Origin of the sequence: Clostridium oryzae (assembly GCF_002029235.1) — a bacterium.
In the GTDB taxonomy this organism is placed as follows: Bacteria; Bacillota; Clostridia; order Clostridiales; family Clostridiaceae; genus Clostridium_AE; species Clostridium_AE oryzae.
Window position 1 is genome coordinate 1 of record NZ_MZGV01000073.1, and the last position, 19,673, is coordinate 19,673.

Below are 19,673 nucleotides of genomic sequence, written 5' to 3' on the forward strand. Positions count from 1 at the left end.
AATAATATAGTATACTAGGATTTTTGTTTTTAACTTGTGGGATATTATTGTTGAATGTAATGACATTGTTACTTCTTGTGGCAAGAAGATAAAAATTTACGAACCGAATACAAAATGTATTTTAAAAATATTTACTGGAAAATAATACAATATACATTTTGCTAAATAACTTATAGATTTTATTGAAATATTGATAAATTATTAAAATAACGCTGTCTAAAATAGAAATATTCAAATTGTAAATAAAAGAGGCGGTATTATTGACTAAAAATGTTAGAGATATATAATATGACTTGTAAGCACTGATTAGTAAAAATTGCATAACATAATTTGTTGATATGCATAAATAGAGGCGCAGATGAAAGGTGTAGCTTGTGTTGTTAAGAATAAGAACATTCGTGATATAGGTGAAGGGTTTATCTGCCGAAAGGTTGTACTGGTTCTTCAATACAGTCTTGGGAGTATGGGGTAGTCCTATGCTCTTGCCGTAGATTAATTTGTATTTACGGAGAGCTATTTATGTGATGAGAATAAAGATTTTCATTGCATGAATGGCTATTAAGAAAATATAATAGCTACTATTAATAATGCCTTAATGCACTGAAAGTTTTTCAGTGCTTTTTATTTTGCAGAAATTTATCTATAACAGGAGGGAAAGAAATGAAATCTTTAATAAGAGTAAGAATGAGTTTACATGATGCACATTATGGTGGGAATTTGGTTGATGGAGCAAAGATGCTGCAGCTTTTTGGAGATGTAGCCACGGAACTTTTGATTAAAAATGATGGTGATGAAGGACTTTTTAGAGCGTATGATAAAGTGGAATTTCTAGCGCCAGTTTATGCTGGAGATTTTATAGAAGCAGAGGGAGAGATTGTTGAGCAAGGCAACACTTCTAGAAAAATGATTTTTGAAGCAAGAAAGGTTGTAAAACCTAGAGAAGATATTAATGACTCAGCAGCAGATTTTCTAGATGAACCTATAGTTGTATGCAGAGCCTCAGGAACATGCGTTGTACCTAAAAACAAGCAGCGAAAATAAAAGTTAAGGGGAATAATATGGAGAAATTAATAATTACAGCGGCTATATGCGGAGCTGAAGTAACTAAGGAGAATAATCCTAACGTACCATATACGATAGAGGAGATAGGAAGGGAAGCCGAAGCAGCATATAATGCTGGAGCCAGTATTATCCATTTGCATGTAAGAGAAGACGATGGTACTCCTACACAGAGTAAAGAGAGATTTCGATTGGCTATGGAGGAAATAAAAAGAAGGTGTAAAGATGTGATAATACAACCTTCTACTGGTGGAGCAGTTGGTATGAGCAATGAGGAGAGACTTGAGCCAACCTTACTTAAACCGGAAATGGCTACGTTAGATTGTGGAACTTGTAATTTTGGCGGAGATGACATCTTTGTAAATACGGAAAATACCATTATAGAATTTGCGCAGCAGATGTTGAAATTAAATATAAAGCCTGAAATAGAAGTGTTTGATAAAGGTATGATTGATTTAGCCATACGACTTAGAAAGAAAGGATTCTTAAAAGACCCTATGCATTTTAATTTTGTCATGGGTGTAAATGGAGGTATAGGAGCTAGTCTTAGAGACTTTGATTTTCTTATGGGTAGTATCCCAGCGGATAGCACGGCTACAGTAGCAGGTATCGGAAGATATGAGTTTTCAACAGCAGCTATGGCTATAATATCAGGACTACATGTTAGGGTGGGTTTTGAAGATAATGTATATTTAGAAAAAGGCAGACTAGCTAAATCCAATGGAGAATTAGTTGAGAAAGCATCAAGAATTGCTAGGGATCTTGGAAGAGCTATCGCAACTCCTAAAGAGGCAAGAAATATACTATCTATTTAATATATAAAATAAAATGGAGGCAATGAATATGAAAAAAGGAAATAAATATGGAACTCATAGGGTTATATCGCCGCAGGGAGTATTGCCGCAGGCAGCGGATAAGATAAGTAATGATATGGAACTGTATAGTAATGAGATATTAGTAGATGTCCAGGCATTAAATATAGATTCAGCAAGTTTCACGCAGTTAGTGGAAGAAGCTAACGGTAATATAGATAAAGTAAAAAATAGGATACTTGAAATTGTAAAGGAAAAAGGAAAAATGCAGAATCCTGTAACAGGCTCGGGTGGAATGCTTATTGGTACTGTAGCTGCCATAGGAGAAGATTTAAAAGACAGAACTATAAAGGTGGGAGACAAGATAGCTACGCTAGTATCACTTTCTCTAACTCCACTAAAGATTGATGAAATAACTTGTATTAAGCCTGAGATAGACAGGGTAGAGGTAAAGGCAAAAGCTATTCTTTTTGAAAGTGGAATTTATGCAAAGCTGCCTAAGGATATGTCTGAAACACTTGCTTTAGCAGCGTTGGATGTAGCTGGTGCCCCAGCTCAGACAGCAAAGTTAGTGAAACCATGCGATAGCGTTTTAATACTAGGTGCAGGCGGAAAATCAGGTATGCTATGTTCTTATGAGGCGATGAAGAGAGTTGGACCTACAGGAAATGTTATAGGTGTAGTAAGGTTTGAGGAAGATGCCAAAAGGCTTAAGAAACTAAACCTTTGTCATAAAGTAATAGTTGCAGATGCTCAAAGGCCTGTAGAAGTCATGGAGAAGGTACTAGAGGCTAATGGAGGAAAAGAATTGGACGTTTCTATAAACTGTGTAAATGTGCCAAACACTGAAATGACATGTATATTACCGGTAAAAGATAAAGGAACGGTTTATTTTTTCTCCATGGCTACAAGTTTTACAAAAGCAGCTTTAGGAGCTGAAGGTGTAGGAAAAGATGTAACTATGGTTATAGGAAATGGTTATACTGTAGATCATGCGGAAATTACTCTATGTGAACTAAGAGAAAACGAAAAGCTTAGAAAAATATTTGAAGACATGTATATATAGCATACAAATTTTAGTTGTAATACATTTCAACATATAAAACATTAATTTGGAGGAGTAAAAATGCGAGTTAATAGAAGATATGAATTATTTAAAGATGTATCTGACGAAGACTGGAATGACTGGAAATGGCAAGTTGCAAATAGGATAGAGACATTAGAAGATTTAAAAAAGTATATACCACTTACTGAAGAAGAGGAAGAAGGAGTAAAAAAGTGTCTTAAAAACTTAAGAATGGCTATAACTCCGTATTATCTTTCACTTATAGATATAAACGATCCATACGATCCCATTAGAAGACAAGCAATTCCTACAGCATTTGAACTTATAAGAAGTGAAGGTGAATCTTGTGATCCACTCCATGAAGATGGAGACTCGCCAGTACCCGGACTTACTCATAGATATCCAGATAGATGTTTACTTTTAGTTACAGATCAATGTTCAATGTACTGCAGGCATTGTACAAGAAGGAGATTTGCAGGACAACACGATGGAGCAATGCCAAGAAAACAAGTTGATAATGCCATTGACTATATTGCTAAGACACCAGTTATACGTGATGTATTGATATCCGGAGGAGATCCGCTACTTCTTTCAGATGAAAACCTTGAGTATATTATAAAGAGATTAAGAGCAATACCTCATGTACAGATAGTTAGAATAGGTTCGAGAACTCCGGTTGTAATGCCTCAAAGGATTACGGAAAATCTCGTAAATATGTTAAAGAAATATCACCCAATATGGCTAAATACTCATTTTAATCACCCTAATGAAATAACAGCAGATTCAAAGAGAGCCTGTGAATTAATGGCTAACGCAGGAATACCGCTTGGAAATCAATCAGTACTTTTAAGAGGAGTAAATGATTGTGTACATGTAATGAAAAAGCTTGTTAACGATCTTGTAATGATAAGAGTAAGACCTTATTATATATATCAATGTGATCTCTCTATGGGACTTGGTCATTTTAGGACTAGCGTATCTAAAGGAATTGAAATAATAGAAGGATTAAGAGGACATACTTCAGGTTTCTGTGTACCAACGTTCGTTGTCGATGCTCCTGGAGGGGGAGGAAAGATACCTGTTATGCCGAACTATGTTATATCACAAGGATACAATAAAGTAATACTAAGAAACTTTGAAGGAGTAATAACTACTTATGATGAACCTGGCGATTACTCACCAAGCTGTCACTGCGAGGTTTGCAGAGGAGAAAGTGCAGAGAAGAGAGTGGGAATTGCAGGACTTTTAAATGATCAGCAGATGGCATTGGAACCAGAAGGTCTTGAAAGAAAAAAGAGAGAGATAAAGAAAGCGAAGGTTGTTGTTCAAAAATAATGTGAATAAGAGGAACTTTATATGACAGAAACACATTTGATGAATGAATTAACGGGTAATGAAAGCGTAGCAATTATTGGATTGGAAAAGAATGTCGGAAAGACTACTGTGCTTAACTATATAATACGCGAAACAAGGGATAAGCTGAAACTTGGGCTTACCTCTATAGGAAGAGACGGCGAAGATACAGATAGAGTTACTAAAACTCATAAGCCGAGGATATATGTGCAAAATGGCACCTATATAGCTACGGCTAAGCAATGTTTATTTAATGGTGATATAACAAAGGAAATAATTGAAACCACAGGTATAAATACGCCTATGGGAGAAGTTATTATCGTAAGAGCCCTTAGTGATGGTTTTATTGAATTAGGAGGACCTTCTATTAGTTCGCATATGAGTTATGTATGCAAAAAACTTTTAGAGTATGGCAGTGAAATGGTACTGATAGATGGAGCCATGAGCAGAAAGACGTTGGCTTCACCTACAGTTGCCCAAGCTGCTATATTGTCAACTGGTGCTGCATTAGGAAGAAATATAAATAGTGTGATAGAGAAGACTAAAAATGCAGTAGAGCTTCTTTCTATTAAACAGGAAAGTTCTAAGAAAATAATTGAAAAAAGCAGGGATATACTTAATGATGCCAAAATAGGTTTTATATATAAAGATGGCAGTACAGCTAATTTGGATTTGTTAACAGCGTTAGATGCAGAAAGACAGGTTATTACTCAATTAAAAACAGCGAATTATGTTGTTATTAAGGGAGTTCTTTCAGATAGATTCTTAGAAAATATAATGAAAGCTTCAAATGACTACAAGGAGACTACATTTATTGTAGAAGATAGTACAAAGTTATTTATAAATAATGACACTTTGCACAAATTTGAAAGAAAGGGAGGCAACATAAGAGTAGTAAATCCTATTAGATTACTCTGTGTTACCTCTAACCCCAAAGCTCCAATGGGGTATGAGTTTGATGGGAAAGAGCTGTTAAGGAAACTTAGGGATAATCTAAATATTCCTGTGTTTGATGTAAAGTTAGAGGGAGGAGTATAATATGACTTTTTTATCAGAACAGCAAAGAGCACAAATTGGATTAACATATCTTATGAATATGCTAGAGCTGATAACTCCCTATGGACGTGAAAAAAAGAAAAAATTAAGAGCATATAAAAGAGGGGAAGTAGATAAGCTTATAAAAGAGCTGGACAATGTAGAAAAGGTAAAAGATAGTTTAAAACACAACACATATATATATATAAAAATAGAAAATTTATTTTTTGAAGTAAAGGATATAAAACATACTTTAAAGCGTTGTGAAGACTTGTTTGTACTTGATGAAATAGAATTTTTTGAGATAAAAAGCTTTGCAATACTATGCGATAGACTTTCCGAATGTTTTATAAAGCTGAATTTAGATATACCTTCATTAAAAATTAACAGTTTGAATGAAGTGGTAAACATTTTAGATCCTGAACATAAAAAAATTTCTTCCTTTTATATATATGAAGATTATTCGGAAAAATTAAGGATAATAAGGGATGAAAAGAGAAGGCTGGAACAACAGATCATTTCTGAAAAAAATGAAAAAAATATAGAAGCTCTTAAGCAGAGAAGGCTGGATATAGTCATAGAAGAAGAACAAGAGGAGTTTATCATAAGGAGAAAGCTTACAGAAGCTTTAAGAGTTCATCTAGACAGTATAAGAGAAAATATGGATAGTGTAGGAAAGCTGGATATGTACATGGCAAAGGCTAAGCTTGCTGATAAATATAATGGTGTAAAACCTAAAATCTGCACTGATATTCATATAGAATTTGAAGATATAATAAATCCTCAGCTGTTCGATATCCTTACGAAGCAGAATAAAAGCATAACACCAATAAGTGTTAGTTTAAATCAGGGTACATCAGTGATAACAGGAGCTAATATGTCGGGAAAAAGTGCGGCAATGAAGGTCATATTAGTAAATATGATACTTGCACATTATGGTTTTTTTGTATTTGCTGCCAAGGCTGAGATTCCTGTATTTGATTATATAGGCTATATAGCTGAAGATGAGCAGTCGCTATCCAGTGGGCTTAGCAGCTTTGGAGCAGAAATAGTAAAACTGAAAAATGTTATGGACAAAATAAAATCTGAAAGGTGCTTCGTTGCTCTAGATGAATTAGCAAGGGGTACGAATCCAAAGGAAGGATATTGTTTGGTAAAAGCTGTGGCAGGCTACCTTAGGAATTTTGAGACGGTAAGCGTAATCGCTACACATTATGATGGAATAGTAGATAAAGATATGACTCATTATCAGGTTATAGGACTTAAATATGTGGATTTTGATAAAATAAAGTACAGAATAATATCAGAGGATAAGGCTTCTATAGATATTTTACAAGAATGTATGGATTATAGATTAGAGTTGGTACAGGATAATAGCACAGTGCCTAAGGATGCATTAAATGTATGTATTTGTTTAGGACTAGATAAGGAACTTATTGATAGGATAAAGGAATATTATGATAGATAAACAATATAAGAAATTGTCATACAAGTAATGAAATATGGAATTTGCCGTTGAACAGTTTAAAACTGAGCGGCTAATTTGTAGTTAAAGTAAGGAGAGGGAGGTAAGTTGGTTGGAAAGTAAGCTAAATTTAAATGAAGAGTTAGTAAAAAAGAGCAGAGAAGCTGCTAAGCATATAGCTGAAGATATGCAGAGGTTCATAGACCAAAATACAACAGTAACTGTAGAAAGAACTGTATGCAGACTACTTGGTATAGATGGGGTAGATGAGGAAGGAGTGCCGCTGCCAAATATCATTGTAGATAATCTAAAACGAGGAAATGGACTTTCTATGGGAGCAGCTTTGTTTATAGGAAATGCTGTACTAAATACAGGTTTAATGCCACAGGAGATAGCTGTCAAGGTTTCTAATGGAGAACTTGATTTGATGAAACTTCCAATGAAGGATTCTTTTGAAATTAAACTTTGTATAAATAAAATTGCTGAAAGTACAGTGAAGATTATTAAGAAAAATATGGAAAAGAGAGACAATTATTTAAAGCAGTTTGGAGATAAGGAAGGACCATATCTATATGTAATTGTTGCTACTGGTAATATATATGAAGATATAACTCAGGCTGTAGCTGCTGCTAAGCAGGGAGCAGATGTTATAGCGGTTATCAGAACTACTGGTCAGAGCCTTTTAGATTATGTGCCTTATGGAGCTACTACAGAGGGTTTTGGCGGAACTTATGCTACTCAGGAAAACTTCAGACTTATGAGGGAAGCATTAGATAAAGTTGGAGAAGAACTTCACAGATATATAAGATTATGCAACTACTGTTCAGGTCTATGCATGCCAGAAATTGCAGCTATGGGAGCTTTAGAAAGATTAGATGTGATGTTGAATGATGCATTATATGGAATACTTTTTAGAGACATCAATATGAAGCGAACGATGATAGATCAATTTTTCTCTAGAGTTATCAATGGTTTTGCAGGTGTAATAATAAATACTGGTGAAGATAATTACTTAACTACAGCAGATGCCATTGAAGAGGCGCATACTGTTTTAGCTTCTCAATTTATAAATGAGCAATTCGCACTTCTAGCGGGACTTCCTGAAGAACAGATGGGACTTGGACATGCATTTGAAATGAATCCAGAAGTTAAGGATGCATTTTTACTTGAACTTTCTCAGGCACAAATGGCAAGAGAGATATTTCCAAAAGCACCACTGAAATACATGCCTCCGACGAAATTTATGACTGGAAATATATTTAGGGGACATGTACAGGATGCATTGTTTAATATGGTTACAATACTGACTCATCAAAAGATACATCTTTTAGGTATGCTTACTGAAGCTATTCACACGCCATTTATGTCAGATAGGGCGCTTTCTATTGAGAATGCCAGATATATTTTTAATACTATGGAACATCTTGGAGATGAAATAACCTTTAAAAAAGGCGGAATAATTGAGAGGAGAGCAGACGAAGTGTTAAATAAGGCAAGTGATTTGCTTGAGCAGATAGAAAAGATTGGCTTGTTCAGCACTATTGAAAAAGGCATTTTTGCAGGAGTTAAGAGACCTCTGGATGGGGGTAAAGGATTAGAAGGGGTTGTTGAAAAACACAAAGAATATTTTAATCCGTTTATAGGGCTTATGTTAAAGAAACAAAAAGGTGATTTAGAGCTGAACTAGTGAAAGGAGGTAATTTTCAATGAGTGGTGGATTATATTCAACGGAAAAAAGAGATTTCGATACAAACTTAGATTTAACACGTATTAAACCTTACGGTGATACAATGAATGATGGAAAGATACAGCTTAGCTTTACCCTTCCGGTAGAAGATGGGGATAAGTCTGTAGAGGCTGCTACAATTCTTGCAAAGAAAATGGGTTTACAGGAACCATCTGTAGCATATCATAAAGCCTTAGATAAAAACTTCACATTTTTTGTGGTATATGGAAGTGTTGAGCACACAGTAGATTATACGGATATACATGTTCAGAGCGTAGATATACATGCTATGGACATGGAAGAAACGGATAAATATATTAAGGAAAACATTAAACGTAAAGTAATTGTAGTTGGTGCAAGCACTGGTACAGATGCTCATACTGTTGGTATAGATGCAATAATGAATATGAAGGGCTTTGCAGGACACTATGGGCTCGAAAGATATGATATGTTTGAAACCTACAATCTTGGGAGCCAGGTACCTAATGAAGAGCTTATAAAGAAAGCTATAGAGGTAAAAGCAGACGTGCTTTTAGTTTCTCAGACTGTAACCCAAAAGAATATTCATATACAAAACCTAACAGAATTAGTTGAGTTGTTGGAAGCTGAAGGTCTTAGAGATAAGGTGGTTCTAATATGCGGTGGGCCAAGAATAACTCATGAACTTGCCAAAGAACTGGGGTACGATGCAGGCTTCGGTCCTGGAAAATATGCAGATGATGTTGCAACCTTTGCTGTAACTGAAATGGCAGAAAGAGGACTTGTTTAATTAGAAATTGAGAATGATGAATTAGGAACGAAGGATGAAGGATGAAATTCAACAAATGCTGAATTTTTGAAACATTGTCCTTAAAGCATCAATAAATTGATGCTTTAAGGAATTTATAGTCAATAGGAATTAGCTATAACAATATAAGCATATATAAATATTTACAGAAAGTATGCAGGCTAAGAGGTATAGCCAGGGTTTTATGTATTAGTGGCTTTTGAAAGGATGACTTGCGCTTTTATGGCTAAGTCATCATTAGGAAGTTCGTCTATCTGCTGTGCAATATCAGAGAGATCTCCAATATTTATAAACATTAGGTTCCCTTTATCCTTTTCGAGGGATTTATTTTTTATTATGACTCTCAATTCCTTTTGATCTTGAAATCGTGATTTGTCTTTGCAGAATAATTCATTAGGATGATAATCTGGAGGATATAAGAATGTTTTGTTTCTTTCAATGTAATTTACATCGCTCCAAATAGGGTTATATCCGTTTTCTACAATTTTATCAGTTAGTCTGTGTATAAATTCTTTTCCATGATCTATTAATATTAAAGATTTTTTGTTAGCAGAATTTCTAAAGTCTTTAAAGTATTCCTGTGGTATAGTTATTGTAGCAGGATTGATACCAGGTTTAGGATCCTTTATATTTTTGGTAAAATCATTGACCTTTAATGAGAATAAACAGTATATAGGCATAAAGCTAACGTGTGTAAGTCTTAGGTCGACGTAATTTGAATCTTTAACATAGGTTCCTTTTAGTAAGTTTTCACCATAATAACTTTCAAGGTGCTTAAGACGTGTGTCGTCTTTTTTTATTCTTCCAAAAAGGCCTTCTTCATCGTCACCCTGACCAGGCTTACCCTGTTTACTAAGCTCGCTGTAATTTTTAGCACAGGAGAAAGCTAGTTTACCATGGTGTAAAAACTCCTGTGCATATTTAGTATCTATAATTTTGAAAAGAAAAACATCGTCATTACCGTTTATGAAGCTGGACATTATATTCCTCCTATATGTTATAGTAATATAGTTTATGTTATATTAATGAAATTTATAAAAACAATCTGTCCAGGCTATAAAAGGCATTTCCTAAGATTGAGTAACTAGCTCCGGTCCGGAGGACATAGGCCCCCTCCGGAATCGGCATCTGGTTCTGCCAATTTTTTTATTCTCTCCCGTATATATACGTATCAATTAAGGAAAGAGGAAAGTTTTGAAGTTTCATATCTTTTACAACCTTGTCGTAGTCATAAGGTGTTTCTTTTATGGATACATCTACTTTTCCTGAGTTTTCTATATTAATAATACAATATGTACTGTTGGGTCTGCCTATTTTTGGTTTTCCAACGCTCCCGTCGTTTATGAAATATTTATTTTTCCATTCCTTTATAAAAGGCAAGTGAGTGTGTGCATTAAACAAAACATCTCCTTGAAATTCAGAAATCACCCGTTGAAAGATGTCGCTATCCTCATACACATATTCGTTTACTGATTTAGGACTACCATGTACAAATAGAAGAGTTCTGCCATTAATTTTAAGGGTTATACTATCTGGAAGGTTAGAAAGATAATATCTATTACAAGAACGCAATTCATTTACAGTCCAAGGCAAGGAAAAAGAATTAAACGTGTTATCTTTTATAAATGAAAAAGCATTATCTACGACAGAGGTATCATAGTTGCCTTTTATACATAATATATTTCTATTTCGTATAAGGGCGATAGTTTCATTGGGATGAGGGCCGTAGCCTACTAGATCTCCGAGACAAATGATTGAATCCACATGATCTTCATCAATTTTTTCAAGTACAGTTTTAAGTGCATATATATTTGCATGTATGTCTGATATTACCGCTAGTTTCATCGGGATTACCTCCTAAATATTAAGATGATTTATTATAGCTTTCCAGTATGGAAAGATTTTAATTAACCATAAGCATATGCAACATTATAATACTATAAATTTATAAAACAACATAATAAGAAACTTTTTAAAATAATTTTTAAAAGTAGTTGAATTGATTATGCTATAATAGTAATATATAAATATAAGCATAATATATACCGACTTGTTAGTATTAGTTTTGTAGTATATTTTTGGAAACGAATACATATAAGCAATATTATTCAAGGAGGAATATTTATGAAGGAGTATTTTTGTAATGTTCAAAAGATAAAATTTGAAGGAAGAGAGTCTAAAAACCCACTTGCTTTCAAATATTATGATGCAGAAGAAATGGTAGGAGGAAAGAAACTTAAGGATCAATTGAGATTTACTATGTCATATTGGCATACTTTGACAGCAAGCGGAGCTGATCCTTTTGGTGTGGGAACCTATGTTAGAGAATGGGATGCTGAACAAGACCCTATGAAATTAGCTAAAATGAGAATGGAAGCAGCTTTTGAATTCATGAACAAAATAGACATAGACTATTTCGCATTTCATGATAGAGATATAGCGCCAGAGGGAAAAAGCTTAGAGGAGACAAATAGAAATTTAGACGAGATAGTAGATCTTTGCGAGGGGCTTATGAAGAAGCATAACAAAAAGCTATTATGGGGAACTGCAAATATGTTTACGAATCCTAGATTTGTTCATGGTGCAGCTACAACGTGTAATGCTGATGTATTTGCCTATGCAGCAGCTCAGGTAAAAAAGGCTATTGAGGTGACTAATAGACTTGACGGCGAGAACTATGTTTTCTGGGGAGGCAGAGAAGGCTATGAAACATTACTAAATACAAATATGGGACTTGAACAAGATAATCTGGCTAGATTCTTTCACATGGCAGTAGATTATGCACAGAAAATAGGATTTAAGGGTCAATTCCTTATAGAGCCGAAGCCAAAGGAACCGACAAAGCATCAATATGATTTTGACACAGCAACTGTACTTGGCTTTTTAAGAAAATATGATCTAGATAAATACTTTAAAGTAAATATAGAAGCTAATCATGCTACATTAGCAGGACATACTTACGAGCATGAAATTGCAGTGGCTGGAATTAATGGAGCATTAGGAAGTCTTGATATAAATCAAGGAGACCCCAACTTAGGATGGGATACTGACCAGTTTCCTACGAATTTGTATGATGCTGTACTTGCTATGTACCAGGTGCTTAAGTGTGGAGGAATAGCATCAGGAGGATTAAATTTTGATTCAAAGGTTAGAAGAGCATCTTTTGAGGCAGATGATCTTTTTATAGCCTATATAGCTGGAATGGATACATTTGCCCAAGGTGTAAAGATAGCGCAAAAGCTTTTAGACGGCGGAGAAATTGAAAATTTTGTTAAAGAAAGGTACAGCAGTTTTACAACTGGGATAGGAAAGGATATTGTTGAAGGTAAAGCCGACTTTGAATCTCTTGAAAAGTATATAATTAATAAGGATGTTTCAGCCAATAAATCAGGAAGACAGGAAATGTTAGAAGCCATAGTTAATAAGTATATATTAAATGATTGATTGTATCAACTTATAAAATGACTTATTATATTATATAGGAACTAAAGTAGGAAATGGCAATGCTGAATTAGAAATGAGGAATTAAGAATGAAGGGAAAATTTAGGCGAACTGAATTTTTATTATATGATTACAAGATTAAATTTATCTTTATTAATAATTCCTCATTTTTTATTTCTAATTATTAATTGAACGGTGGTTATTGATGGTAGCTTTAGATGCAAGTAATATAAAACTAAATAATAGAAAAAGAATAATAAAACTTTTATCAGTGGAAAGAGAAGTGACCAAGTTAGATATATCGAGAAAACTAGACATAAGTGTCCCAACGGTTTCTACGATAATTTTAGAATTAATAAAAGAGGGTATTGTAGAAGAAGCGGGTATGGCAAGTTCTACAGGAGGAAGAAAGCCAGTTATAATAAAGTTTCTTCCAAATTCCAGGTATAGTATAGGAGTGAATTTAGATAGTGGTAGTGTCAAGGCTGTACTTACCAATCTAGATGGCGATATAATATGTCGGCTTGACAAAGAATTAATGGATATATCAGAAACTTGCGTATTAAAAACTATGAAGGAACTGATTGAAACACTAATGTCAAAATGCGATAAAGATAAACAGTGTATGGGTGTAGGATTCTCACTGCCAGGAACAATAGATGAGAAGAATATGAGATTAGATTTTGCAGCTAATTTTAAACTTAATAATTTGGCTTTTAAAGATTTACAGGCAGATTTTAATGTACCTATGTATTTGGAGAATGAAGCCAATGCAGGTGCCTTAGCAGAATGGCAGCTTGGCTTAGCAAAAGACAAGAATAATGTTATATACATATCTATAAGCCAGGGTGTAGGCGGAGGATTTATAATTGATAAGAAAATGTACAAAGGCTCAGAAAGAAGAGCCGGTGAAATAGGACATATGACAATTAACAAGAATGGAAGAGCATGCAATTGCGGTAAAAAAGGCTGTTGGGAGACATATGCATCTCAGAGAGCTCTTATAAGTGACTATAATCAATTAACTAAAAAGAATGTTAGACATTTAGAAGATGTAGTCAGAGCATATAGAAATAATGAGGTGCCAGCTCAGCAAGTACTTAAAAATTATATTGAGGATTTAGCAGAAGGCATAAAAAACCTGATGTTTATTTTTAACCCGGATTATATTATTATTGGCGGAGAAATAAGCAGGTATTCAGATATATTTTCATCTGCACTTATAGAAAAGGTATTTGATAATAATGTTTTCTATAAAAAGGAGGATGTTAACATCTTATTTTCTTCACTAGATGGAGATGCTAACATTTTAGGAGCAGCAATTATACCTATAGTGGAAGGTTTTGGTTTTACAGATATTTAATTTATATAACATAAATTTTATCAGTATAGAGATATGGAGGAATATAAAAATGTATTTTATTGGAATAGACTTAGGAACTTCATCAGTAAAACTAGCAGCAATGGACGACAAAGGAAAGGTTATTTCATCCCTATCAAAAGATTATCCGGTCAGCTATCCTAAAACAGGATGGGCAGAGCAGAATCCAGAGGATTGGTGGAATGCAGTTAAAGAAGGCTTAAAGGAGCTTGTTGCTAGAGAAAATATAAAGAATGAAGTTAAAGGAATAAGTTTTAGTGGACAAATGCATGGTCTTGTTATGCTTGATAAGGATTATAATGTTTTGAGACCAGCAATATTATGGTGTGATCAGAGAACTGAGAAACAGTGTGATTATCTTAATATAACAATAGGTCAAAATAAGATTTCACAATATACAGGTAACAAAGCGCTTACAGGTTTTACTGCACCTAAAATACTATGGGTTAAAGAAAATGAACCTGATATCTTTAAAAAAGCTGTACATATGATGTTACCTAAAGATTATATAAGTTTTAAGCTTACAGGGAATATTGTGACTGATGTATCTGATGCTTCAGGTATGCTGCTTTTAGATGTAAAAACAAGAAAGTGGTCTAAGGAAATGCTTGACATAGTGGGCATAAGCCAAGATGTATTACCAATTGTTAAAGAGTCTTGGGAAAAAGCAGGACAAATATTGCCAGAGATAGCAGAATACACAGGATTATCACAAGATACTAATATTATGGCAGGTGCGGGTGATCAGGCTGCTGGTGCAGTAGGAACAGGAACAGTTTCGCCAGGAATAATATCTGCTGCACTTGGTACATCAGGAGTTATTTTTGCAAGCTCAGAAAAGTATGAAGTGGATTCTGATAACAGACTACATTCATTCTGCCATGCTAATGGAAAGTTCCATCAAATGGGAGTTATGCTATCTGCAGCATCATGTCTTCAATGGTGGGTAGATAATGTCAACAAGGATATAGAAGGAGATCCGTTTGAAGTACTGTTAAAAGAAGCTGAAGAAAGCGGAGTAGGTGCAAATGGAGTCATATTTCTTCCTTATCTTATGGGAGAAAGAACACCATATTCAGATGCAAATGCAAGAGGTGTATTCTTTGGGTTAAGTATGACAACAACAAGAGGAGATATGACTAGAGCTATACTAGAAGGAGTATGTTTTGGTTTAAGGGATTCTCTTGAGATATTAAGGGATTTAAATGTACCTATAGAGGAAATAAGAATAAGCGGCGGCGGAGCTAAGAGCAAGCTTTGGAAACAGATAGCTGCAGATATTTTAAATACAAAGGTTGTTATGATAAATTCAAAAGAAGGTCCGGCATATGGAGCAGCAATACTTGCGGCAGTAGGATGCGGACTATATAGTTCTGTAGATGAAGCATGTAAAAATTTAATAAAAATAACTGATTCCGTGGATCCAATAGTTGAAAATGCATCCAAGTATGATAAAATATATAACATATATAAGAATTTATATCCTGCATTAATGAAATCTTATAAAAATGCTAGTGATATTTTTGAAAAATAATCATGTAAGTGTATAGGAAGGATAATACATGAAAAAGATAGAAGTTTTAAGAAGAATAATGGATTATGGCATTTTAGCAGTAATAACAGCTGGATCTAAGAACGATGCAAATAAAATGATAGCTGCAGTAAGAAAAGGCGGAATTAAAGTAATAGAAGTAGCAATGACTGTTCCTAACGCTATTGATATTATTAAAGAATTTAACAAAGATAACAAAGATGATATAGTAATAGGGGCAGGTACTGTATTAGATCCTGAAACAGCTAAGGAGTGTATCTCGGCAGGAGCACACTTTATAGTGACTCCTATGATGGACTCAGGTATAATTAAACTTTGTAATAGAAATAAGGTGGCTATTATACCTAAAGCTTTAGGCGTAAGCGATATAATAGCAGCTTTAGAAGCCGGCGCGGATATTGTAAAAATATTTCCGGAAGAAGAACTAGGAGCTGATGTAATAGCTTCAGTTAAGAAGGTGTTACCTCAAGCAGATATCATACCAATGGGTGGTGTGACTGCTGATAATGTAAGCGAGTGGATAAAAGCAGGAGCATCAGCTATAGGAGTTGGCAGTGAACTAACAAAAGGCAGCACAAAAATAAACTATACAAATGTAGAAAAGACTGCTGCTAGGTTTGTTGAAGAATTGGAAAAAGCTAGGGCTTAAGAGAAAGATTAATGAAATACTAAAAGGTAATAAAAATCAGCAGCTTTGTCAAGCTTGCTGATTTTTGCTTGTATTTGTATAGAAACTATAACTACTTTTAATTAAATTAATTTCAACATGCCTCTAAGTATTTTTGTAGAATTTTTTACTGCTATAGGTATGAATTTTTGATAATCCATATGTGCACCTGTATTTGCATTATCAGAAATGGATCTGATAACGACAAAAGGAATGGCATTTAGATAACATACCTGAGCGATACTTGCACCTTCCATTTCACAAGCCAAAGCTTCAAACTCTGAACTAAGCCACCTGATTTTATCAACAGAAGCTATAAACTGATCACCAGAAACTATTCTTCCAATAAAACTGTTGCTTTCCAAGGCTTCACAGGATTTCTTGGCAGCGTTTATTAATGTTTCGTCACATTTAAAATCAAATGTATTAAGTCTAGGAATCTGACCTATTTTATCACCAAAGGCTGAAGTATCCATATCGTGTTGTACAAGATTGGAGGCAACTACTACATCACCAGGAACAATTCCATCACCGATTCCTCCGGCAACGCCAACATTAATTACATTTGTAACATGAAATTCATCTACAAGAATTTGTGTGCAAACTGCAGCATTTACTTTACCTATACCGCAAGTAACTACTACTGTAGGTTTATCTCCAAGAGTACCTTGAAAGAATTCCATATTTGCTTTTTTAATCTTTTTATTTATTTCCATTTCATCTTTTAATAATTTTACTTCTTCATCCATGGCTCCTATTATACCAATAACCATGAAGTCACCTCCGTTAGTTATAAATTTTATTATATAACTACGTTACATAATTTTAAAATATATGTCAATATGATTTACTTATGTAAAACTTGTAGAATAGATTGATATGTGATACATTATAAAAATAGATTTATACAGTATTTAGAAGGGAGATATACGAAATGCTTCAGCATTCACTTTCAAGAACAGAGTTATTAATAGGAAATGAAGCTTTAGATAAATTAAGAGGCAGCAAGGTAGTTGTCTTTGGTATTGGCGGAGTTGGCAGCTATGCTGTGGAAGCACTTGTCAGGTCTGGTATAGGAAAAATTACATTAGTTGATGACGATACAGTGTGCCTTACTAATATTAACAGACAGATTCATGCTACGATGAAAACCATAAGCAAAAGTAAAGTTCAGGTTATGAAGGAAAGAATTTTGCAAATAAATACTAAATGTATTGTTGATACAGTCGAGGTTTTTGTAAATGAACAAAACATACCTGAAATAATAGCTCCTGATACTGATTATGTTATTGATGCTATAGATACTGTTTCATCAAAAATAGCCCTTATAGTATGGTGTAAAAGTAATAACATTCCAATAATAAGCTGTATGGGAACTGGGAATAAACTCGATCCTACACAGTTTAGAGTCACGGATATATATAAAACGAAAGTGTGCCCTTTAGCTAAGGTAATGAGATATGAACTTAGAAGAAGGAATATAAAAAATTTGAAGGTTGTTTATTCTGAGGAAGTACCTATGAAACCTAAAATTGATGTAGTAACCTGCAAAGAGGGCTGTGTTTGTACAGGAGGAAGTAAAAAGTGTGCATTTAAAAGACAAATACCTGGCAGCATTTCTTTTGTACCGCCAGTAGCAGGTATGATACTTGGGGGAGAGGTAATAAAGGACATAATTGGTCAAAATAATAAAGATGTATAGAATGCTCTATACGTCTTTATTATTTTATGCCCTAGAAAAGTATAGAATTTTGTAATGAGAAACTAAGAATAAGGAGTTATGAATGAAACTCATAATTCGGCATTTCTCACTAATTTACTTTATATTAAATTCTAGAGTTTAATCAAGTATATACATTAGAAACAATATTAATTATAATTATACTACGGATAGGAGATGTATATATGGAAGCAAGATTGGAGAAAGTCCCTGGAAGACAAGAGGAATTTATTATAAAGGATAGTACTGGTATTACAGTCGGAAGAATTTTTTCTGTTGAGATTAATATAGAGAATCACTTCTATATATTGCGAATAAAACTTTATAAGGAAAATGATTATGAAATTTTAAGAAGCGTACTATATAGATTAATGAAAGGAATATTTGCAGCTGGTGGTATCTATAAAGTAAATATATTTGTAGATCAAACTATCGATACAAGATCGTTTATAGATTTAGGATTTGAATTAGAAGGAGTTATTGAGGATACAATCTGGAACAATGGTCATTGCAGGTTTGAACTCTTATTTGGAATAACTGCTAATAGATTTAATAGTAATCAAATAAAGAATAGAGTAGTATTAAAAGGAAAGAATATTAACTTAAAGCTGCTGCTTCCGAGTGATGCTGATAAGACTTTAGATTATTATACAAGAAACAAAGAACATCTAAGGCCGTATGAGCCTGAAAGAGATGATAGCTTCTATACTATGGATGTTCAAAAAAAGATTCTTATAGAAAGTTATAAGCAATATCTAAATGGATCAAGTATTAATTATGGTATATTTAACGTCAAAGATGAGCTTATAGGAAAAATACAGCTTAGTAATATAGTAACAGGAATATTTAAAAATGCTTTTGTGGGCTATTCAATGGATATAAGATATGAGGGCAGAGGATATATGAAGGAAACACTGAAGCTAGTAGTGAATTATGCATTTGAGAATATGAAATTGCATAGAATAGAGGCATCGACATTAGTAGATAATAACCGTTCACAGAATGTTTTAATGAGCTGTGGATTTAAAGAGATAGGCATAAGTAAAAAATATCTCTTCATAGATGGCATGTGGCGAGATCACAAAATTTTTTATTGCACTAAAGAATTCTATAAAAATTTATGAAAAAGTGTTGACAGGCATAGATATACGTGTTAATATATAAAAGCTGCATGACGAGAGGCAAACAAATCAACTGAGGAAAGCAGTAAGTGAGTTATAAAAATGCGATTAAAGTTTAGAATTCACTTGAATCGAATTAGAAACAAGCAGGACAAGGAAACAAGGAGTGAGGAGCGGAGTTTGCTGATGCAAATGAGCACTGGAACGACGAAGTTGACACAGTAATGGGAAGTTTATAATTTGATGAACATGGTCTTTGAAAATTGAACAGAGGAAAAGGTAATTTAAAACCGGCAATTCTGAGAGATCTCGAAAGAGATACTTGAGATAAAGTAAGTAAGAGCAAGACAAACTTTTAAATTGAGAGTTTGATCCTGGCTCAGGACGAACGCTGGCGGCGTGCCTAACACATGCAAGTCGAGCGAGAGACTTCGGTCTCTAGCGGCGGACGGGTGAGTAACACGTGGGTAACCTGCCTCATAGAGGG

The 19,673-nt window shown here is 34.1% G+C and carries 17 protein-coding genes, 1 rRNA gene and 1 riboswitch; of the genes, 15 read left to right on the top strand and 3 right to left on the bottom strand.

Annotated features, from left to right (window positions below):
• Nucleotides 1–339 precede the first annotated feature (339 nt).
• Nucleotides 340–524: riboswitch (Lysine riboswitch) on the top strand.
• Between the two features lie 136 nt (nucleotides 525–660).
• The 8 genes from kal to kamE all read left to right on the top strand — a co-directional run bounded on the left by kal (nucleotide 661) and on the right by kamE (nucleotide 9,285).
• On the top strand, nucleotides 661–1,041 hold the full coding sequence (gene kal, locus CLORY_RS19575) for a 3-aminobutyryl-CoA ammonia lyase (protein WP_079427682.1): 381 nt from the start codon (nucleotides 661–663) through the stop codon (nucleotides 1,039–1,041).
• A 17-nt stretch (nucleotides 1,042–1,058) separates the two neighbouring features.
• Nucleotides 1,059–1,874 carry a 3-keto-5-aminohexanoate cleavage enzyme gene (kce, locus tag CLORY_RS19580; RefSeq protein WP_079427685.1) on the top strand — a complete coding sequence of 272 codons (816 nt, stop codon included), beginning with the start codon at nucleotides 1,059–1,061 and terminating at the stop codon, nucleotides 1,872–1,874.
• 28 nt (nucleotides 1,875–1,902) lie between these two features.
• The gene (kdd, locus tag CLORY_RS19585; RefSeq protein WP_079427687.1) at nucleotides 1,903–2,937 is read left to right on the top strand and encodes an L-erythro-3,5-diaminohexanoate dehydrogenase; all 1,035 of its coding nucleotides are present in this window, start codon (nucleotides 1,903–1,905) and stop codon (nucleotides 2,935–2,937) included.
• A gap of 60 nt (nucleotides 2,938–2,997) precedes the next feature.
• Nucleotides 2,998–4,272, top strand: coding sequence for a lysine 2,3-aminomutase (gene kamA / locus CLORY_RS19590; RefSeq protein WP_079427689.1), 1,275 nt, complete (start codon nucleotides 2,998–3,000; stop codon nucleotides 4,270–4,272).
• Nucleotides 4,273–4,293: 21 nt separating this feature from the next.
• Nucleotides 4,294–5,328 carry a lysine 5,6-aminomutase reactivase subunit KamB gene (kamB, locus tag CLORY_RS19595; RefSeq protein ID WP_242954462.1) on the top strand — a complete coding sequence of 345 codons (1,035 nt, stop codon included), beginning with the start codon at nucleotides 4,294–4,296 and terminating at the stop codon, nucleotides 5,326–5,328.
• A gap of 1 nt (nucleotide 5,329) precedes the next feature.
• Nucleotides 5,330–6,793 (top strand): lysine 5,6-aminomutase reactivase ATPase KamC, encoded by a 1,464-nt coding sequence (kamC, locus tag CLORY_RS19600; protein WP_079427691.1) that lies wholly within the window; start codon nucleotides 5,330–5,332, stop codon nucleotides 6,791–6,793.
• Between the two features lie 109 nt (nucleotides 6,794–6,902).
• Complete coding sequence (kamD, locus tag CLORY_RS19605) at nucleotides 6,903–8,477, top strand: lysine 5,6-aminomutase subunit alpha (protein ID WP_079427693.1); 1,575 nt, start codon at nucleotides 6,903–6,905, stop codon at nucleotides 8,475–8,477.
• Between the two features lie 19 nt (nucleotides 8,478–8,496).
• A complete protein-coding gene (gene kamE / locus CLORY_RS19610) occupies nucleotides 8,497–9,285 on the top strand; it encodes a lysine 5,6-aminomutase subunit beta (protein ID WP_079427695.1) in 789 nt (262 codons plus the stop codon).
• Nucleotides 9,286–9,485: 200 nt separating this feature from the next.
• Here the strand turns inward: kamE and CLORY_RS19615 are convergent, their stop codons facing one another.
• Both CLORY_RS19615 and CLORY_RS19620 read right to left on the bottom strand, forming a co-directional pair.
• Complete coding sequence (locus CLORY_RS19615) at nucleotides 9,486–10,283, bottom strand: hypothetical protein (RefSeq protein WP_079427697.1); 798 nt, start codon at nucleotides 10,281–10,283, stop codon at nucleotides 9,486–9,488.
• A gap of 166 nt (nucleotides 10,284–10,449) precedes the next feature.
• Complete coding sequence (locus CLORY_RS19620) at nucleotides 10,450–11,148, bottom strand: metallophosphoesterase family protein (protein WP_079427699.1); 699 nt, start codon at nucleotides 11,146–11,148, stop codon at nucleotides 10,450–10,452.
• A 279-nt stretch (nucleotides 11,149–11,427) separates the two neighbouring features.
• On the opposite strand from CLORY_RS19620, the gene xylA reads away from it, so the two are divergent.
• From xylA to eda, 4 genes are all read left to right on the top strand, one after another.
• Nucleotides 11,428–12,747 (top strand): xylose isomerase, encoded by a 1,320-nt coding sequence (gene xylA, locus CLORY_RS19625; protein ID WP_079427701.1) that lies wholly within the window; start codon nucleotides 11,428–11,430, stop codon nucleotides 12,745–12,747.
• A 203-nt stretch (nucleotides 12,748–12,950) separates the two neighbouring features.
• Entirely contained in the window at nucleotides 12,951–14,108 is a 1,158-nt protein-coding gene (locus tag CLORY_RS19630) for an ROK family transcriptional regulator (RefSeq protein WP_079427714.1), read from the top strand.
• Between the two features lie 49 nt (nucleotides 14,109–14,157).
• Nucleotides 14,158–15,660: a xylulokinase gene (gene xylB, locus CLORY_RS19635; RefSeq protein WP_079427716.1), complete on the top strand. Its 1,503-nt coding sequence runs from the start codon at nucleotides 14,158–14,160 to the stop codon at nucleotides 15,658–15,660.
• A 28-nt stretch (nucleotides 15,661–15,688) separates the two neighbouring features.
• Complete coding sequence (gene eda, locus CLORY_RS19640) at nucleotides 15,689–16,327, top strand: bifunctional 4-hydroxy-2-oxoglutarate aldolase/2-dehydro-3-deoxy-phosphogluconate aldolase (protein WP_079427718.1); 639 nt, start codon at nucleotides 15,689–15,691, stop codon at nucleotides 16,325–16,327.
• 101 nt (nucleotides 16,328–16,428) lie between these two features.
• Here eda and CLORY_RS19645 read toward each other — a convergent pair whose 3' ends face one another.
• On the bottom strand, nucleotides 16,429–17,118 hold the full coding sequence (locus CLORY_RS19645; RefSeq protein WP_079427720.1) for a 5'-methylthioadenosine/adenosylhomocysteine nucleosidase: 690 nt from the start codon (nucleotides 17,116–17,118) through the stop codon (nucleotides 16,429–16,431).
• 161 nt (nucleotides 17,119–17,279) lie between these two features.
• Here CLORY_RS19645 and CLORY_RS19650 point away from each other — a divergent pair, with 161 nt between their 5' ends.
• The 3 genes from CLORY_RS19650 to CLORY_RS19660 all read left to right on the top strand — a co-directional run.
• A complete protein-coding gene (locus CLORY_RS19650; protein WP_079427722.1) occupies nucleotides 17,280–18,047 on the top strand; it encodes a tRNA threonylcarbamoyladenosine dehydratase in 768 nt (255 codons plus the stop codon).
• Between the two features lie 203 nt (nucleotides 18,048–18,250).
• On the top strand, nucleotides 18,251–19,189 hold the full coding sequence (locus tag CLORY_RS19655) for a GNAT family N-acetyltransferase (protein ID WP_079427724.1): 939 nt from the start codon (nucleotides 18,251–18,253) through the stop codon (nucleotides 19,187–19,189).
• A gap of 353 nt (nucleotides 19,190–19,542) precedes the next feature.
• A 16S ribosomal RNA gene (locus CLORY_RS19660) occupies nucleotides 19,543–19,673 on the top strand; the annotation flags it as partial.

What these genes read in the sequence shown, in the direction of transcription:
- kamE (WP_079427695.1), top strand. Translation starts at nt 8,497, where the DNA reads ATGAGTGGTGGATTATATTCAACGGAAAAAAGAGATTTCGATACAAAC.
- eda (WP_079427718.1), top strand. Translation starts at nt 15,689, where the DNA reads ATGAAAAAGATAGAAGTTTTAAGAAGAATAATGGATTATGGCATTTTA.
- CLORY_RS19615 (WP_079427697.1), bottom strand. Translation starts at nt 10,283, where the DNA reads ATGTCCAGCTTCATAAACGGTAATGACGATGTTTTTCTTTTCAAAATT.
- CLORY_RS19655 (WP_079427724.1), top strand. Translation starts at nt 18,251, where the DNA reads ATGGAAGCAAGATTGGAGAAAGTCCCTGGAAGACAAGAGGAATTTATT.
- kamC (WP_079427691.1), top strand. Translation starts at nt 5,330, where the DNA reads ATGACTTTTTTATCAGAACAGCAAAGAGCACAAATTGGATTAACATAT.
- CLORY_RS19630 (WP_079427714.1), top strand. Translation starts at nt 12,951, where the DNA reads ATGGTAGCTTTAGATGCAAGTAATATAAAACTAAATAATAGAAAAAGA.
- CLORY_RS19650 (WP_079427722.1), top strand. Translation starts at nt 17,280, where the DNA reads ATGCTTCAGCATTCACTTTCAAGAACAGAGTTATTAATAGGAAATGAA.
- kal (WP_079427682.1), top strand. Translation starts at nt 661, where the DNA reads ATGAAATCTTTAATAAGAGTAAGAATGAGTTTACATGATGCACATTAT.
- kamB (WP_242954462.1), top strand. Translation starts at nt 4,294, where the DNA reads ATGACAGAAACACATTTGATGAATGAATTAACGGGTAATGAAAGCGTA.
- CLORY_RS19645 (WP_079427720.1), bottom strand. Translation starts at nt 17,118, where the DNA reads ATGGTTATTGGTATAATAGGAGCCATGGATGAAGAAGTAAAATTATTA.
- kamA (WP_079427689.1), top strand. Translation starts at nt 2,998, where the DNA reads ATGCGAGTTAATAGAAGATATGAATTATTTAAAGATGTATCTGACGAA.
- xylA (WP_079427701.1), top strand. Translation starts at nt 11,428, where the DNA reads ATGAAGGAGTATTTTTGTAATGTTCAAAAGATAAAATTTGAAGGAAGA.
- CLORY_RS19620 (WP_079427699.1), bottom strand. Translation starts at nt 11,148, where the DNA reads ATGAAACTAGCGGTAATATCAGACATACATGCAAATATATATGCACTT.
- kdd (WP_079427687.1), top strand. Translation starts at nt 1,903, where the DNA reads ATGAAAAAAGGAAATAAATATGGAACTCATAGGGTTATATCGCCGCAG.
- xylB (WP_079427716.1), top strand. Translation starts at nt 14,158, where the DNA reads ATGTATTTTATTGGAATAGACTTAGGAACTTCATCAGTAAAACTAGCA.
- kce (WP_079427685.1), top strand. Translation starts at nt 1,059, where the DNA reads ATGGAGAAATTAATAATTACAGCGGCTATATGCGGAGCTGAAGTAACT.